Here is a 17,292-nt window from a genome sequence, read left to right as displayed (position 1 = left end):
GTGCCTCTCACCGCTTCAGAATACGCATAACGCCGCTGGCCCTTCAGAAACCCGGCGACCGGCATCCTGGCGGGCAACTTGCTGCGCCGAGTGATCAGGATGCGGGCGGCGTGGTTCGGGCAAAGCTTTCGCGCTGAAACAGGTTTTCTGCCAGCTTGACTAACGCCGGGCGGCCAACGCACCAGTTCGGCACGACGCGACGGAAATTCAGATAACCGATCATGCAGCCCGTCGCAATATCCGCCAGATTAAGTGCGCCAGTGTTGATCCATTTTCCTTCGTTCACGGAGGCTTCCAGGCTGTCCAGGCCACGCTGAATCTTTTCACGATTACGCAGTAAAACCTCTTCTGACTGCATATCGCCCGGACGTAACTGCTCACGCACAATCACCAGCGCCGCGTCACTGATACCGTCAGCTAACTTCTCGAGCTGACGAACGTTTAACGATGCGAGGGAAGTGTCAGGCAATAAAGCAGGCGTCGGGCTGCGCTGTTCCAGGTACTCAGCGATGATGCTGGAATCGAACCAGATCTGATCGTCCTCCGCGACCAGTGCAGGCACTTTTCCCAACGGATTATATTGCGGAACGTGGCTGTCATCGCTGTAAGGCGAAGCATTAACGAATTCAAACATCATACCTTTTTCCAGCATGATGATAGATATCTTGCGTACAAAAGGGCTGGTATAGCTGCCAATCAGTTTCATTGCGTAGCTCCGTTTAGCGAGGTTTTTTAGCAATAGCTATTCACCAGGGAACATAAAGGGATTCAGACTGCTTCGTGTAAAGCCTTCCTGCTCCATACGGGCATCCAGCACCAAAGAAGCGAGATCGTCCGCGACGGGTTCAATTGCCGGATTCTTTTGCTGGTACAAGATTTTCAGATAGCTACCACAGTCACCACAGCTTTCAGCTTTTACTGCTGCATGTTCACTGTCCAGCGACCAGTAGTGAAGATCGCGGGATTGTTCGCAGTTTGTGCACTTGCTACGCACCACGTACCACTCACTTTCGCACAGATTGCAATGCAGGTAACGTGCGCCTTCGTCGGTGCCCATATGAACCATGCTGGCAACGGGCATACTGTTGCACACCGGGCAGTACTGGCGTTGATTGCCCATCTCTGCCTGTGCTTTACCCGGTATCAACGCCGCCATTTGCGCCCAGTAAATCGACAGTGACGCCCAGATAAAAGGCGCTTTGTCGCTACTGACCTGAGCATACTCGCCCGCAAAGAGTGCGCTGGCCATCGTTTCCAGCTCGCTGGCAGAGGCTTTTTCCAGGTTCTCCAGCACTGCCAGCGCCTGGCCGCTCATCTCGGGTTTAAGTTCCGCAATCAGCGAATGCAACAGGCGGTGCCAGTGCGTATCCCGCGGTAAAGTATGAATATCCAGCGGCGGTTTGCCTTCCTGAGCACTCTGTACCAGGCGGGCATGAAGATTCATCTGCAGCGGATGGTCATACAGCACAATTTCCTGCGCCTGGGCTATGACGGCGGCAAAGCGTAAATAATCGCCCAGTGGATTTTTAGCGGCCAGATCACGCAGTCGCGCGGCGCGGCGGCTGTATAAACGCTTCAACTGGGGGAAAAGTAACGGCGGGATTGTCTCCGCTGGATTTTTTTCGCTCTTCTCCAACTGATCTTGCGGGATAATGCGGATGCTCATAGAGGGCATTTTCCTGTTTTGTTGGCTGATTACGCGATTCACGACACCAGCAAGAATAGGTTTTCAGTCGTGGCTCAGGCCATTCGGACGGTGGCTTTGTCGCCGGTTTTACGTTTTTTCTGTTGCGGTTATCTCCATCATGACAGGACTCGTCGTCAGTCAGAAGATTGCAGCATTTCAGGATCTCATCAATGTTCCCGACAGGCTGATCATAGCAGTCCAAATCCCGTCCTTGTGGATGAAATGTATTTTTCCCGAGGCTGGATGATTTCATACAGATAGACATCGAGCATGCCAGGCCAGCCGCGCGCCATTTCACGCTTTATGCTGTCAGGGTGCCATGCGCTTGTTGCTCTCTGTCAGCAGGTTCAGAATAGGCACTATTCAGCATAACGGAATACTATTACCTTTCAATCATTGCGGAATCAGCCAGGATCAGAAAAAAGTGAATAAAAACGAGGCGAGAAGTGATGCTGATGTAATCGGGAATGCCGGTCTACGTGAAACTCTGGTGTGGCAACGTGACGATTTACATCACTCCCGGGCTGACTGGCTAGCGGAAGAGGTTCCCGTGGCGCTGGTTTATAACGGCATTTCCCACGTCGTGATGATGACAACGCCCAAAGACCTGGAGGCTTTTGCCATCGGTTTTTCTCTCTCTGAAGGCATTATCGATGCGCCGGCAGATATCTTCGGTATGGATGTGGTCGCGGGTTGCAATGGCATTGAGGTACAGATTGAGCTATCCAGCCGTCGTTTTATGGCGCTGAAAGCGCAGCGACGGGCCCTGGCGGGGCGGACCGGCTGTGGCGTTTGCGGGGTTGAGCAACTGGACCAGATTGGTAAGCCGCTTACGCCGTTGCCGTTCACCCAGCGGTTTACGTTAGCGCATCTGGATCGCGCACTGGGGCAACTTAACCAGTTTCAGCCAGTGGGGCAAAAAACGGGCTGTACCCATGCAGCGGCCTGGATACAGCCTGATGGTGTGCTGATTCACGGCTGCGAGGACGTCGGTCGTCATGTGGCGCTGGATAAGCTGTTGGGCTATCGCAGTCAGGCCGCCTGGGGCGAGGGCGCCCTGTTAGTTTCCAGTCGCGCCAGCTATGAGATGGTGCAGAAATCTGCAATGTGCGGCGTGGAGATTCTGTTTGCCGTCTCCGCTGCGACCCGACTGGCTGTTGAGGTTGCAGAACGCTGCAACCTTACCCTTGTCGGTTTCAGTAAGCCGGGCCGGGCGACCATTTACACTCATCCACAGCGGCTGATGTAAATGCTGAGCAGCGCGAATGAGTGCCTGCAGAAGCGGTTATCAGGCCGTCACGGGCTCGCTGACTGCGCCTGCGCGAAGCCCGTTTTGCGGTCAGCATCAAACGAAAAATGCGCAGTCTTTGCATGTTTTTTCAAAACCTTATGTTTAATAGGGCATTGATTACGCTTTTACCGATCATGAATTTAACTATAATGATAAGACTGCTTACGCGGCACGTGCCGACATTGTCGTGCTGCTCAAACACTAAATGGAGAGGAAGAACATGAGTTATTCACTGCCATCCCTGCCTTACGCCTACGACGCACTGGAACCGCACTTTGACAAGCAGACGATGGAAATCCATCACACCAAACATCATCAGACCTATGTCAACAACGCCAATGCGGCGCTGGAAGGCACTGAATTTGCTGATCTGCCCGTTGATGAACTGATCACTAAGCTGGATCAGCTGCCAGCAGACAAAAAAGGCCCGCTGCGCAACAACGCAGGTGGTCATGCTAACCACAGTCTGTTCTGGAAAGGCCTGAAAACCGGCACGACCCTTCAGGGCGAACTGAAGGCGGCTATTGAGAAAGATTTTGGTAGCGTTGAGAAATTCCAGGAAGAGTTTGAGAAAGCGGCGACCACCCGTTTCGGTTCAGGTTGGGCCTGGCTGGTTAAAAAAGGCGACAAACTGGCCGTGGTTTCCACTGCTAACCAGGATAATCCACTGATGGGCGAGGCCGTCGCTGGCGTTTCTGGCTATCCGATCATTGGTTTGGATGTGTGGGAACACGCCTACTACCTGAAGTATCAGAACAAGCGTCCGGACTACATCAAAGCGTTCTGGAACGTGGTTAACTGGGACGAAGCGGCAGCCCGCTTTGCATCGGCTAAGTAAGCGATAACCCAAGAGACCTGACCGGCAGAACCTGTTCTGCCGGTTTTTTTTCGCCCGAACATCAGGTTTTCGTCCTTTTCCGGTCTGAATGTTGCCATTGCGATAGCTGATGCTGCGCTGCCCGCACCGCTTCCCACCTTTAAAGCCCAACGTTCGAAGTCAGTTAAACCAGAATTAAACGAAGCGTCAGTTTATCCCGGTAAGTTTTTAACAATTTGAGTCATTAACCTGTCGTTGATGTCGCTCGTTTTATCATCAGCGCCACTATCAAATTAATAAGAACTTATGCCATGTCTATTTATACTACACACGAGCCGGTTGCTGATTCGTATGCCTCTCTTTTTTTTCAATTGGTCAGCGGAAAGTACGTGCCAAATAAACGTTGGCTAAGCCGTCAATTCCGTTTTAAATTTGCCTTAAGGACGCTGATTGCGCCCGTGACCACATTGCGCTATTTACAGCAGCTCTCAGAGTTACCCCGGTTTTCGCAATTAATGCGTGTGCAGGGAGTCTTACCCGCGAAGTTACATCGCCCTTATCTGCGTGCCGGAATGGGTGTAGCTGCACGCGCCCAGGCTATTCTCGACCATTATCATTTAATGAACAGCCTGGATAATCTTCAACTTCGCCAGGTTTTACAAAGTGGCGAAGAGAGCGTGCTGGCCAGGCTGAAGGGTAAAAATGATGAAGATTTTGTTATTGCCTGTAGCTCAGGTTATTACGATCGTGAAGGTGAAATAACCTTAGTCTTGCGTTATCAGGGAGAAGGCTTAGCCTCACTTTCATTCACGATCTTGAACGAGGATAACGCGCGCACACTCTTAATCGGTGGCTTACAGGGACCGCGTAAAAGTATCAGTAATGATGTTATTCGTGATGCAACCAAAGCGGCACATGGTTTATTTCCTAAACGCTTATTGATGGAAGTCGTCTTTATTTTATCTCAGCAATGTGGTGTCAGGAAAATAGCGGCGGTAGGGGATGAAACGCATGTTTTTCGCAGCCTGCGTTATCGCCAGAGTAAAGAGGATAAATTCCATGCCAGCTACAGCGATTTCTGGCTGACGATCAACGGAAAGGAGCGTGCTGACGGCGTCTTTATGCTGCCGCTGGCGCTGCCGCGTAAAACGCTGGAAGAGATTGCCAGTAAGAAGCGTGCGGAATACCGCCGTCGTTATACGCTGCTGGATACGCTGGCAGAGCAGGTTGGGACTGCTACTGGCCAGCAAAACAGCGATCGGGCCGCTGCCTGAAACATGATCAAAAGGCGTTTTTAGCAAATCCGGTCATAACGCTAAGCCCCATTTCTCGTCCCAGCGCGGTCATAGGATGCACCACCACCAGGCCGCGCACGCTTTTCTTCAATGCGCCTAAATTTGCCTGCTCTTTTTTCGTAATTTCGCGGCTGAACGGCAATTTTTGCAGTTTTTGCGCTTCCTGGCTCAGCTTAACGTCACGCTGACTGCGAAGGCGCTCAATTTCCGTTACCAGCGTTTCTTTCTCTTTCAGCAACGCGCCCAGCTTTTCAGCATCACCTGATTCGAGTAACTGAGGCTCTTTACGATTCAGCGCGTCAAGTTGATCGCTGAGACGTTTAATTTCGTTTTTTTCTTGCTCTTTCATGACAACAACTCGTTGAGGAAAACAGGCTAAGGATACACCAAATTTAACGTAGATTCTCGGTGGTTAGCGTGAAAAGGGGAGCCTTGAGGCTCCCGGCGGGATTTAGCTGACTGACTTTTTAAACGCCTGTTTCATACTAATGCGGGAAATCAGTTCGGTGAGTGACAGGACCATAGTGGAGCGTACCATCTGCAGATAACGTTGCTGCTGCATCGCCTGTAGTGCTGCATCTTCAGCATGAAATGTGGGAACGGGGGGCCAGGCCGCCACGCAGTGCAATTCACCAAAGGGTCCCAGAATTTCATCATCAGTAAAACGGTAATCGCCCGCGTCATGATTGAGTTCTTCACGCAGCGCCAGCAGTAACTCACAGTCTTCATATTCATGCCGACTAATCACGCCAAGGCCATAGATCAGCTTGAGCCTGACGGAGAGCTCACCTAACGGACCGTCACCCAGCAGCAAGGGCTCTACGGCGTATTTCACCGCGTAGTCATCTTTACGGAATACCTGCAGCACCAGCACATTGACGGCTTCAGCTAACAACTCGACAGCGGCGAACAAAAAGCTTCTCACCGAGCGTCCAGCGTTCAGGCGTTCAAGCACCCGGTTTTCAAAAGCCTGCTTTTCTTCCATTCTTGCCTGCATCAGTGTAGTGCTGCTGTCGGGGGCCCGTTTATTGCCCCCGATCTGGGTCGCTAACATGGGGCTATTATGCCATGGCGTGCCAGGCACTCACGGCCTCTTTTATTATTTCACTCTCAGCATCCAGTCCTGAAACCTGCGCTAAGGTTGCCTGCGGACCTTTTTCCGCCAGCAGCGCGGCTAACTCCTGCGCCTGGGGATCCTGATCGCTATGATAATGCATTGCAGCAGCAATGCCCTGAACCAGGTTGGCATGCGGCAGGCCATATTCCAGCGTGCCGAGTGTCGGTTTAATCAGGCGGTCGCCTGCGCTCAGCTTGCGGATTGGCTGACGACCTACGCGTTCAACGTCATCTTTCAGATAGGGATTTTCAAAGCGGCTAATAATTTTTTGAATATAAGCAGCATGCTTGTCTGCTTCGAAGCCGTAGCGTCTAATTAGTACCGCGCCACTTTCTTCCATCGCACCCTGGACGACCGCGCGAATATTCTCATCGAGAATGGCATCGCGAATAGTCTGGTGCCCCGCCTGTTGCCCCAGATAGGCCGTAATTGCGTGGCCGGTATTCAGGGTGAAAAGTTTACGTTCCACAAAGGCCATCAGGTTATCGGTCAGTTCCATGCCCGGAATGGTGGGCAATTCGCCTTTAAACTGGGTTTTGTCCACAATCCATTCGCTGAAGGTTTCCACCGTGACTTCCAGCGGATCCTGACTGCCTGCTTCAGAAGGGGGAACAATACGGTCTACTGCTGAATCCACAAAGCCAACGTGTTGTTCGAGCCAGACATGATATTCAGAAGGCAGCGCCTGTAGCACGTGCTGCTTAAGCTGGCTGGTTCCACGCACCATATTTTCACAGGCGATAATATTTAACGGCCGAACATTGCCGTTATCACTGCGTTTGGCCAGACCTTTTGCCACGCTGGCAGCGATGCGCTCAAGGATTTGCGGACCAACGGCAGTGGTAACGAGATCGACATCCGCGATCAGTCCAGTAATGTCGTCGCTGGTGCTGTTCACGGCGCTAACGCCCTTAACCACTTCAACTTTGGCCTGTTCACCTACCACATGCACGGGATATTCATGAAGTGCATTAAGGGCATCCAGCACTGCCTGATTCACATCTGCAAAAATCAGCTCAATACCGGCATCTGCCAGCAGTTTGCCGATAAAACCACGACCGATGTTGCCTGCTCCAAAATGTAACGCTTTCATAAAATTGACCCATATCAAATAACGATGGGGCGGGCATGTCCGCCCCCAAAAAATGGGACGGGCACAACCGCCCCAGGGAAATGTCGGACCCGATTATGCTACAGCGGGTTTGCCTGATAACAGATCCAGAACATCCTGTACACTTTCTGTACGTGCCAGTTGTTCAATGACCTGCTCATCATCGAGCGCGTTCGTCAGGCTGGTAATCACCTGAATGTGCTCGTTATTGCGGGCAGCTATACCAATCACCAAACGTGCCACTTCATCAGGTTCCTCGCCAAACTGAACGCCGGCAGGGTACTGGCAGAAAACCACACCCGTTTTCAGTACACGGTCTTTCGCTTCAACGGTACCGTGCGGCACAGCAATCGACTCGCCAAGATAGGTTGGCGTCAGCTTTTCGCGCGCCAGCATGGCATCAATGTATTCGGGTTCTACGTAGCCGCCTTTGACTAACTGCTCACCGGCAAAGCGAATCGCCTGCTCTTTATTGCTGGCACTCAGCCCCAGGAAAACGTTGCTCTGGCCGAGTTTAAACAGGTTGGCATGGCTGTCATCGTAGCTGTCACCCAGCGTCTTCTGTACGGCTTCGCGGTTAGCTTCACTGCGATTAGCCGCCACCAGGCGCTCGGTCAGCGTGCTATAAAGTGCACTATCCAGGAAGTTATTTAAGGAAATGTGCTGGGCATGAGGCGCCTGACGGATGGCTCGTTCAGTAAGATCGCGATGGGTAATCACCAGATCAACGTCACCCGGTAAGGCATTAATCGCGCTGTTGGTGACCGACACGTTACTCAGACCTGCATCATGGACCTTCTTACGCAGGACACCAGCGCCCATGGCGCTTGAGCCCATACCTGCATCGCAGGCCACAATGATTTTACGCACATGGTCCAGATCTACGCTCATCGCGTCGCTCGCAACCGGCGCACCTGTCAGACTCTGACCTTTTGACTGCGCTTTCATATCACGCATACGCTGCGTCGCCGCTTCGATATCGTCATCTTCTTTCACTTTGCTGGTCTTCAACAAAATGGCAGAAATCACAAACGACACCGCAAATGCAGCAAAGATGGCGGCGATATTGGCAAAGTAAGCTCCTTTTGGCGTCATGGCTAATACGGCCAGGATAGAACCTGGTGAAGCAGGCGATACCAGACCACCGTGCAGTACGGTCAGCGTAAAGACACCGGTCATTCCGCCAAGGATGACGGCCAGCAGCAGGCGTGGTGCCATCAGCACGTAAGGGAAGTAGATCTCGTGAATGCCGCCCAGGAAGTGGATGATCGCCGCGCCCCCAGCAGACTGTTTAGCACTGCCGCGACCAAAAAACATATAGGCCATCAGCACGCCCATCCCCGGACCCGGGTTAGCTTCGATCAGGAAGAAAATTGATTTCCCTGCTTCACTTGCCTGCTGAATACCCAGAGGTGAGAAAATCCCGTGGTTAATCGCGTTGTTCAGGAACAGGATTTTTGCAGGTTCAACGAAGATTGACGTCAATGGCAGCAGGTTGTTCTGCACCATCAGGTTAACGCCCGTGGCAAGAATGTGTGAAAGACCTTCAACCAGCGGACCAATCGCCATAAAAGCCAGCATGGCCAACAGCATACCGATAATACCGGCAGAGAAGTTGTTCACCAGCATCTCAAAGCCGCTTTTGATTTTACCGTCAACCATACGGTCAAAGGATTTGATCGCCCAGCCGCCAAGTGGGCCCGCAATCATTGAGCCGAGGAACATCGGCATATCAGCACCGACAATTACCCCCATCGTAGTGATTGCGCCAACCACCCCACCGCGATCGCCACCGACCAGGCGTCCACCGGTATAACCGATCAGGAGTGGCAGCAGGTAAGTGATCATTGGGGCGACCAGTTTCGCCAGCGTTTCGTTAGGGATCCATCCTGTTGGAATAAACAGCGCGGTGATAATACCCCAGGCGATAAATGCGCCAATGTTAGGCATCACCATATTACTCAAAAAGCGACCAAAGCTTTGTACTTTGACCTTTACTGATGAGGACATAAGCCCACCCCTTGTTGAGACGCGCTGCAACAGGAGCGCGCGTTTGTTTTTGTTTAGCCACTACGGCGATTAGCCGTCAGTATTACTGTATGCAGGCGGACTTTATCACGCGAATAGTGGACTGCGTAGTGCACGAGGCTTAGTGTGATTTAGGTCACATTTATGTCGGGGGGATGGGGGGTTATTAAGTGACTTTTATCACAGAAATGAGCCATTACGGCGATAAGACGACGGATTTTTAGCCATCGAAATCGATTTATAGTGATTGCGATCACATTTATGGCGTTGAGCTTTGTTTGATAAATGAGACTAAGATCACAATTTAATTTAATGAAAAACGGGCCGGATCACATTTTGATCAGGCCCGTTTGAATGCGGAATCATGATTTCACGTGGCTCAGGTTAGGCGGTGAATGATCCGTCCCCTGCACGCCGATTATTGCAAATTACCCTGTACTGCATTTTTAGCCTGGCTCAGCGCTTGCACATTAGCTGATAAGCTCGTCATTAAGTCATTATATTGCGTCGCCTGTTCCTGAGTTGGGAACTGAACGCCACCGTTATTGAAACTGACGCGTGTTCCCTGAGCCTGCAAAAACTCACCTGTCTTTACAGCATCCTGGCTAAGTGCCTGCAGTTTGGGTAGCAATGGGATCAACTGGCCAGCAGGCTGCGTCACCACTTTGTCATACGCGGTATCGAAGACTTTTTTCAGGTCGTCGTTTTGCTTAAGCGCGCTTTTACTTTTATCTGCCTGCATTTTTGCGGTTTCCAGTTGCTGGGTAGCCACCGTCAACGCGCTGTTGGCCTGGGCCAGTGAGTCGTGGCGGCTCAGATAGTCCTGCGGCACATGAATAGCAGAAAGTTCATCCACCACCGGACGCATCCCCTGATCCACAGCTTTGTTCGCCTGCTGCGAGAAGCCATAAAGAATGGCGTAATCACCGGTGAAAGGACCAAAACTTTGTTTCTGATTTTCACTCAGGCTGGGTAGATGTTCACCGCTACGCATAACGGTATTTTGCAGAAAATCGATAAACGCTTTGCGCTGTTCGCCCTCTTTATCACCACATGCGGTAAGTTGCAGCACAAGAAGCACGCCAGTCAGCAAAATGCCGCTGCGTGCCAGGATACGGGAAATGCCTGAAGCCATGGGTTCAACTCCTGTCGGTAAAACTGGCTGATGTCCGGATAAGCAGTGGCCTAAAGAATAGAACAAAGGATAACGGCCACACAATGCGAAAGCGCGATGTAAGGCCATAACCTGTAAGAAAGTTTGCCTTAAGCGTGTTTAAGATGATGTTACAGGCTTATGGTGTCAGAAAAGAAGGCCAGCGCATCCGCGACTCAGGCTTTTTTGCACCGATAACGAGCCCGCGCGAAGGGAAGCTAACGGATCCGTAAGTATAGGTCATAAATAATTAATTCCATCTTATGTTTCGAGCGACACAGATGTTCCATCTGAATCGTTAACGTTAAACGTCCATTAACGAGTTGCCCTAAAATTGTTCGTCTGCATTAAAGTGGTGCAAACGCCTGCATGAACGCAATCACTGGCACGAATCGCACAAATTATCGTGTTCACTATAATTAAAATGTCATGTTGTCCTTCGATGATAAAGCTGACTCCCTTTTTAGCGCTTCCGGCGCCACCTACGTCAGGGCTGGCAAGTGTTTTTTTATTTTGGCAGCAAGAAAGGCGTGATGGCTGACAGCACTCTCCAGCCAGTATGTGTTCAAAAAATGAAAGTCTGGCGCATATTTTGCAATCAACTCACAGAGCCGGTGCGGTTATCCTGGCCAGTTCATCACCTGATTGCCGGCCATAAAGAAAACGCGACCAGCGCTGTTGACAGACGCTGTGGTAACAAAACCAATCGCTTCAAAAGGTTAAGTTGCTTAACCATTTTTCAGAATTGTAAAGTTAAAAAAAATGTCTAATTTGCGCTGCAAATTGTCAGGTATCTATCCATACTTAGTCTCCCGGCATTTGTGGCATTGTGTTGACATGTTTAACAGCAATGCAGGTCAGGCTGTGTCCCATAAGGGTTTTCTTACAATAAAAACAAACTCTTAAGGGATGCAGCTTGCTTAATCCGGTTTCTGAGCCTGATTTCAGGTTCTTGTACCTTCTTTCACGTGATTCATAGTGAGTTTTAAGGAGTTCTCTATGGAGTTAAAAGACCCAATGTTTGAATTGCTCAGCAGCCTTGAGCAGATTGTTTTGACACGTGATAACAGCCCTGTAGCGCTGCAAACTCAGCGTCAGCCAGCCGTGCCAGAGCCACAGCGTTTACGCGAAATGGCAGGAATGCAGGTAGATGAGTTTGCCAGGATTATGGGCGTTAGCGTTTCTTCGGTTAAAAGCTGGGAAGCCCAGCGTACGCGTCCTTCCGCAACTGCACAAAAATTGATGAAATTACTTCACGCCAATCCTTACCTTGGGCGTCAGTTACTCGATTAAGTCACTAAGTCGTATCCCGGCTTTTGTTGGCGCCGGTCACGTGAGTGACCGGCCGTTCAATACCTCTCCCTGTTGACAGGCTTCGTTAAACCCGTTTCCAGTCCGTCCTGTCGGTCAGCTAAACTTTGGCAAGATGTTAAGCACATTGCCAAACCAGCAGATGATGACGATAACACCAAATAAAATGACCACAGCCGGAATAACCTTTCCGCCCCAGACAGTGAATGTTTTATCGGGAAAGCGTTTTCTCGATTTTAATGCCAGCAGGGCAGGGACGATAACTGCCCAGATTGTTGCGCACAATCCTGCGCCACCGATACCGTAAATAAAACCATTCGGGAAGAGCAAATATAAGATGCCGGGAGGTAGAAAGGTTAACAGCACTGTTTTAAATCGTCCAAAGTGGGAATTATCGATTTTAAACAGATCCGCCAGATAGTCGAACAACCCCAACGTGACCCCAAAGAAAGAGCTGGCCACGGCGAGATTAGAAAAAACCAGTAAGAAAAATTCAATGACGCCGCCAGGATGCGTTCCCATAAAAGACTTCACCAGCGCGTCAACATTTCCGCCCGAAGAAATGATTTCTTTGAATTTTTCACGCGGGATATTCCCCATGGTGCAATACAGCCAAAAAAGATAGATAAACAGCGCCAGCAGTGAACCAAGAACAATGCTTTTAACCAGCTTATCTTTTCGTTTTCCATAACAAATAATCAGACTGGGGATATTACCGTGAAAGCCAAAAGAGGCAAGGCAAACCGGAACGGCCATAAATATATAGGGAAAATAACGATTGCTTTCACTGATACCGCTAACATCGCTGAGGATTGAAAAATCAACTTTGAAAAATAAAGAGCCAAAAACAATGACGAAGGCTAAGATTTTAATACCCAAAAAGAGCGAGGTGATTCTGCTGGCTGCCAGAGAGCTAATCCATAACACGCTGGCAACGAAAACCGCTGTACCGATGCCGATAACACGTGAAGGTATCGTCGTGCTGGAATGCATGGACAGGGTTTCGCTAATAATCGCGCCGTTAGCGGAGATATAAGCGTAAGTCAGTATATACAACACAAAAGCAACGGTAATACCGCTTATTACATTCCATCTTTTGCCCAGCAGATCTTTGGTCAATGTATTGAAGCTTGAGCCTGTTGGATAGTTCAGGTTAGCTTCCAGTAACAGCAGACCGGAATGAAGCATGGAAAACCAGGCGATGATCAAAATGAAAGCGCCCCAGAAGAACCACGCGCCCGCAAGATCGACAGGGAGTGCAAACATCCCCCCACCGATTACGGTTCCAGCGATAACCATCACGCCCCAAAAGGCGGAGTGTTTCTGATCTGTATTTTCTTCCATGGTGTCCTCTCAACAATATTCTTCGCTTTTATCGTTGTTATAATTTTTATGCCTGACAGGCAGGGTAATGGAGCAGCCGTGGCCAAAACAGCTGCTCACTGTACAGGTATGACTATGAAATCTCTTTAAGTTTTGCGGTGAAATGGCGCAAAACCTTAGGCTCATAGGTAAAGGCTAAGCCTTTTATGTTGCTCGCATTCTCTTTCACATGCTCAAAAGCTTCGATGATGAAGTCCATATGCGTTTGTGTGTAGGTGGCTCTGGGAACGGTTAACCGCAACAGTTCGGCCGGACAGGGCAGTTGTTCTCCTGATTTAGGATCGCGGCCCAGCAAAAACGAGCCGATCTCCACTGCCCGGATACCGGCCACTTTATATAACTCGCAGGCGAGGGCCTGAGCCGGGAACTGATGCGCCGGAATGTGCGGCAATAATTTTCCGGCATCCACAAAGGCAGCATGGCCACCGGCTTGCTGGCAGGTCACACCAATCGATTCAAGGCCATCAACCAGGTATTGAATTTGACTGATACGATAAGCCAGCCAGTCTTGATTCATGCCGTCATAAAGGCCTACCGCCAGGCGTTCCATTGCGCCGCCTTCTAACCCACCATAGGTGGGGAATCCTTCCTGAACAACGCAAAGTGTTCTGCAGTCGGTGTACACATCAAAGAAGCTGTCATCTTTGAAAGACAACAAGCCACCCATGGGGACCATCGCATCTTTTTTTGCCGACATGGCCAGCATGTCAGCATATTTATAGCTTTCCCGGGTAATCGCTTCGATTGTCCAGTTTTTGTACGCTTTTTCCCGCTGCTGAATAAAGTACGCGTTTTCAGCAAAGCGGGCTGAATCCATGACCACCGGAATGTCATATTTTTTTGCAATCTGGTACATGGCTTTTAAGTTTGCCAGTGACACGGGCTGCCCGCCGGCGGAATTGCAGGTAATAGTGGCAACAATATAGGGCACATTCTCCGCGCCGACATCCTGGATGCCTTTCTCCAGGCGCTCAAGATCAAAGTCGCCCTTGAAGTCGTGGCGAACCGCCGTATCGAAAGCCTCTTTGATATAAACATTCCGCACGGTACAGCCATTTATCTGGCTGTGGCCCTGTGTGGTATCAAAAAAGTAGTTCGAGAAGGCCACCATTTTTGTTCTGTCCAGACCTTTTTCTTGCTCCCGTTTTTTTATTAATACCGGAATATAAATTTGTTCTGCGCCACGGCCCTGATGTGTTGGAATAGTATAGGCATAACCAAAAATAGCTTTTACCGCTTCCGCTAACGCGTAATAACTGCGGCTGCCACTGTAAGATTCATCGCCTCGCATCATAGCAGCCTGCATATTTTGCGTAACGGCGCCGGTTCCGCTATCGGTGAGAAGATCAATAAAAACGTCTTCGCTATCCAGCAAGAATGGATTCATTCCGGCTTTTATCATCGCTGCATTACGATGCTCTCGTGTAGTGCGTTTGACGGGTTCAATAACACGAATACGGAATGGCTCAGGTAAGTGTCTAAAGTTATTCATCATCATGTCCTTTTATTCAGACGTGCCGATGCCGTAGGTTTTTTAATGAATGAATTAAAAACCCGGGCAAATGTTTTTATCCTGTTTCAGCCGATAAGAAACGTGACTGCATTGTATGTTGCATCGCGTTTTCAATAGCCAGTTTTGGGCAAGTAAACGGATCGCACCCATAATGCAGGGTTTTTAAAGTCTGAATGAGTGAAAATGCGCCCGATAAATTACGACCCTGTCAGTCGAAAGAGATGGGCGATTGTAAAAAGAAGACGTTAAGGCAGGTGATTGACAATAACATTATCAATATTAAACCATTTGGATATTACACTGCTGCTGTTTAAGATGATCATAATATTTCAACTCTCATTAAACATAGTGCCACCCTATTATATTAATTATTTATGTCTAGCATTACGTTTAGTTATCGTGACTGATATCACATGAAACCTTCTTTCTGTCTTAATAGTTATTTATTTTTTATTTTAAAAATACATTTTTTTGACAGTTTCCCTGCTTGCTAATTACTTTTTAAAAACCCGATTTTTTCTACACATTCATATGCCCTCTCTGATCGCTGTAAAAGAGAAAGCCGTGCTGATCGTAATCGATTGGGGATCCCCAGGTCGGGCTTATCGTTGCCTGTAAGCCTGTAAGCCTGTAAGCCTGTAAGCCTGTAAGCCTGTAAGCCTATAAACCTGTAAACCTGTAAACCTGTAAACCTGTAAACCTGTAAACCATATAATCGGTTCCTGATGACTGGCTTACCCTGTGCAGTTTACTTCAAAGGCGACCACATGCAGCGGCGGGTTTTAGCTCAACCCACCGTATTTCGCGGCTTGCTTCACAAACCACTTTTCGGGCACGTTATAGGGAGCCTCAGCCAGTTGCGCAATGCCATTTTCAATATTGGCAGAAGCCTGACGCCAGAGTTCTGTGTTGCCCTGTCTGAGTAATTGAATTTGCACCCTTTTTTCAATCAGATAAACACGGGCGAAATGGGGATCGAAACGAACAATTGAACGTGTATTGTCAATAATGTCAGCCAGCTTTATCGTTTGTGCCTCTGGGCTGGCCTGAGCCGTATGGCGAAAATCGGCCACTTTACGTGCCGCACGGTTCTTTGCACTCTGTGGTGCCGTGTTGGTCAGCATCTCAACCAGCTTCGCGACCTCGTCACCAAAATGCGTCTGGATATCATTGAGGGTGGTCGCCGTATCTTCCACGGTATCATGCAGCCAGGCGGCGGCCAGCATCACAGGATTATCGGTAATGCTTCTGACCAGTTCCACAACGGCAGCGGGATGCACGATGTAGGGCTCATCGGTATATTTGCGTCGTTGACCCGTTTCGGCATGGGCTTGTGTGGCATAGCGACGCGCCCGTTCTTCCAGAGAATCCTGCATGCACTACCTCATTTCATAAATTGCTTGCAATTAACTAGCGCGCTATTTATATTGCGTCTATGAACAGTAATCAAAATGACAAAAAAGTGAAAGCTGCGCCACTGTTGCTCGATCAGCAACTTTGTTTTGCACTTTATTCCGCCAACCTGGCGATGCATAAAGTATACCGTAAGTTGCTCACGCAGATGGATATTACCTATCCGCAATATCTGGTGATGCTGGTACTGTGGCAACAGGATTCACTGACCGTATCAGAAATTGGTGAACGCCTCTTTCTGGATTCTGCAACGCTGACGCCGCTGCTGAAACGGCTGGAAAATGCGGGCTTACTTAATCGCCAGCGTTCCCGTCAGGATGAACGTCAGGTCGTCGTGAGTTTAACGGATGCAGGGCGTTCGCTGCGCCAGCAGGCTGAAAGCATTCCTGATGAGATTCAGTGTGCATCTGACTGCAGCGAAGATGAAATGAATTCGCTCAAACTGCAGTTGAACCAGTTACGTGACAAACTCATGGTGCCGCGCTAAATTTTTAATCTGGATGTAGAAACGAGTCAAACTTCGCAGCTCGGTGCTTATTGATAAGTCGCGAGCGATTAAATAGTGTAATGGAGAGCAGATATGTCTTTAGAACAAGTGGTTTATCGTGCAAAAGCTAAGGCTACCGGTGGTCGTGATGGTCGTGCAACCTCATCTGACGGCGTTCTGGATGTGAAACTGGGTGTACCGAAAGAGATGGGCGGTGCAGGTGGCGAAGTCACTAACCCGGAGCAGCTTTTTGCCGCGGGATACTCAGCTTGCTTCCTGGGGGCAATGAAGTTCGTTGCTGGCCGTGACAAAATTGCGATGCCAAAAGATGCATGGATTGAAGGTGAAGTGGGTATTGGCCCTATCCCCAATGGTTTCGGTATTGAAGCAACGCTGAATATTCACCTGCCTGAAATGGACGAAGCCGAAGCGCAGAAACTGGTTGATGCGGCTCATATCGTTTGTCCCTATTCAAATGCCACACGCAACAACATTGATGTCACGCTGAATATCATTCGCTAAACGCTTAAGGGCCTGAATACAGGCCCTTTTTTCTCTCTGCGCCTTTCTGAGTGACGTTTTTGAAACGTCCTGTCCGGGAATATTTTCTGGTCTAATTTGTTGCCGCATGGTTAACTGTGCCACTTCGCATTATGACGTCTAAAAACGTTCAGAATACTCTTCTT

The 17,292-nt window shown here is 49.6% G+C and carries 17 protein-coding genes; 6 read left to right on the top strand and 11 right to left on the bottom strand.

The features are described from left to right. Positions 1-94 precede the first annotated feature (94 nt). Both DFO57_RS17615 and fdhE read right to left on the bottom strand, forming a co-directional pair. On the bottom strand, positions 95-706 hold the full coding sequence (locus DFO57_RS17615) for a glutathione S-transferase (RefSeq protein WP_014607026.1): 612 nt from the start codon (positions 704-706) through the stop codon (positions 95-97). 36 nt (positions 707-742) lie between these two features. Then, positions 743-1,666 carry a formate dehydrogenase accessory protein FdhE gene (gene fdhE / locus DFO57_RS17610; RefSeq protein WP_014607025.1) on the bottom strand — a complete coding sequence of 308 codons (924 nt, stop codon included), beginning with the start codon at positions 1,664-1,666 and terminating at the stop codon, positions 743-745. A 445-nt stretch (positions 1,667-2,111) separates the two neighbouring features. On the opposite strand from fdhE, the gene fdhD reads away from it, so the two are divergent. From fdhD to DFO57_RS17595, 3 genes are all read left to right on the top strand, one after another. Then, complete coding sequence (gene fdhD, locus DFO57_RS17605; RefSeq protein ID WP_031284268.1) at positions 2,112-2,936, top strand: formate dehydrogenase accessory sulfurtransferase FdhD; 825 nt, start codon at positions 2,112-2,114, stop codon at positions 2,934-2,936. Between the two features lie 262 nt (positions 2,937-3,198). Continuing rightward, positions 3,199-3,816 carry a superoxide dismutase [Mn] gene (gene sodA / locus DFO57_RS17600; RefSeq protein ID WP_014607023.1) on the top strand — a complete coding sequence of 206 codons (618 nt, stop codon included), beginning with the start codon at positions 3,199-3,201 and terminating at the stop codon, positions 3,814-3,816. 290 nt (positions 3,817-4,106) lie between these two features. Next, positions 4,107-5,069, top strand: a complete 963-nt coding sequence (locus tag DFO57_RS17595; RefSeq protein WP_022623756.1) for a VirK/YbjX family protein — start codon at positions 4,107-4,109, stop codon at positions 5,067-5,069. 7 nt (positions 5,070-5,076) lie between these two features. Here DFO57_RS17595 and DFO57_RS17590 read toward each other — a convergent pair whose 3' ends face one another. The 5 genes from DFO57_RS17590 to DFO57_RS17570 form a co-directional block, all read right to left on the bottom strand. Continuing rightward, positions 5,077-5,439: a YibL family ribosome-associated protein gene (locus DFO57_RS17590; RefSeq protein WP_014607021.1), complete on the bottom strand. Its 363-nt coding sequence runs from the start codon at positions 5,437-5,439 to the stop codon at positions 5,077-5,079. Between the two features lie 102 nt (positions 5,440-5,541). Beyond that, a complete protein-coding gene (gene mtlR / locus DFO57_RS17585) occupies positions 5,542-6,144 on the bottom strand; it encodes a mannitol operon repressor MtlR (RefSeq protein WP_014594981.1) in 603 nt (200 codons plus the stop codon). A gap of 7 nt (positions 6,145-6,151) precedes the next feature. Beyond that, a complete protein-coding gene (gene mtlD / locus DFO57_RS17580; RefSeq protein WP_110015552.1) occupies positions 6,152-7,300 on the bottom strand; it encodes a mannitol-1-phosphate 5-dehydrogenase in 1,149 nt (382 codons plus the stop codon). A gap of 93 nt (positions 7,301-7,393) precedes the next feature. After that, entirely contained in the window at positions 7,394-9,328 is a 1,935-nt protein-coding gene (locus DFO57_RS17575) for a PTS mannitol transporter subunit IICBA (protein WP_014607019.1), read from the bottom strand. A 436-nt stretch (positions 9,329-9,764) separates the two neighbouring features. Further along, positions 9,765-10,481 carry a DUF3053 domain-containing protein gene (locus DFO57_RS17570; protein ID WP_019106243.1) on the bottom strand — a complete coding sequence of 239 codons (717 nt, stop codon included), beginning with the start codon at positions 10,479-10,481 and terminating at the stop codon, positions 9,765-9,767. Between the two features lie 1,017 nt (positions 10,482-11,498). On the opposite strand from DFO57_RS17570, the gene DFO57_RS17560 reads away from it, so the two are divergent. After that, positions 11,499-11,792 carry an HTH-type transcriptional regulator gene (locus DFO57_RS17560; protein WP_014607017.1) on the top strand — a complete coding sequence of 98 codons (294 nt, stop codon included), beginning with the start codon at positions 11,499-11,501 and terminating at the stop codon, positions 11,790-11,792. 114 nt (positions 11,793-11,906) lie between these two features. On the opposite strand, the gene tnaB is transcribed toward DFO57_RS17560, so the two are convergent. From tnaB to DFO57_RS17540, 4 genes are all read right to left on the bottom strand, one after another. After that, entirely contained in the window at positions 11,907-13,154 is a 1,248-nt protein-coding gene (gene tnaB / locus DFO57_RS17555) for a low affinity tryptophan permease TnaB (protein ID WP_110015551.1), read from the bottom strand. Between the two features lie 112 nt (positions 13,155-13,266). After that, positions 13,267-14,685 (bottom strand): tryptophanase, encoded by a 1,419-nt coding sequence (gene tnaA / locus DFO57_RS17550; RefSeq protein ID WP_022623757.1) that lies wholly within the window; start codon positions 14,683-14,685, stop codon positions 13,267-13,269. A 266-nt stretch (positions 14,686-14,951) separates the two neighbouring features. After that, positions 14,952-15,029, bottom strand: coding sequence for a tryptophanase leader peptide (tnaC, locus tag DFO57_RS23105; RefSeq protein WP_104933743.1), 78 nt, complete (start codon positions 15,027-15,029; stop codon positions 14,952-14,954). A 459-nt stretch (positions 15,030-15,488) separates the two neighbouring features. Beyond that, on the bottom strand, positions 15,489-16,082 hold the full coding sequence (locus DFO57_RS17540) for an HD domain-containing protein (protein WP_013024024.1): 594 nt from the start codon (positions 16,080-16,082) through the stop codon (positions 15,489-15,491). Positions 16,083-16,141: 59 nt separating this feature from the next. Between DFO57_RS17540 and DFO57_RS17535 the strand changes: the two genes are divergently transcribed. Then, the gene (locus DFO57_RS17535) at positions 16,142-16,606 is read left to right on the top strand and encodes a MarR family winged helix-turn-helix transcriptional regulator (protein ID WP_013024025.1); all 465 of its coding nucleotides are present in this window, start codon (positions 16,142-16,144) and stop codon (positions 16,604-16,606) included. A gap of 93 nt (positions 16,607-16,699) precedes the next feature. Then, positions 16,700-17,128 (top strand): organic hydroperoxide resistance protein, encoded by a 429-nt coding sequence (locus DFO57_RS17530; protein ID WP_013024026.1) that lies wholly within the window; start codon positions 16,700-16,702, stop codon positions 17,126-17,128. Positions 17,129-17,292: the final 164 nt, after the last annotated feature.

This window comes from Pantoea sp. AG702 (assembly GCF_003182295.1).
Taxonomy (GTDB): Bacteria; Pseudomonadota; Gammaproteobacteria; order Enterobacterales; family Enterobacteriaceae; genus Pantoea; species Pantoea ananatis.
The sequence above is the reverse complement of the archived record's forward strand: the minus strand, read 5'-3'. Positions and strand labels throughout refer to the sequence as shown.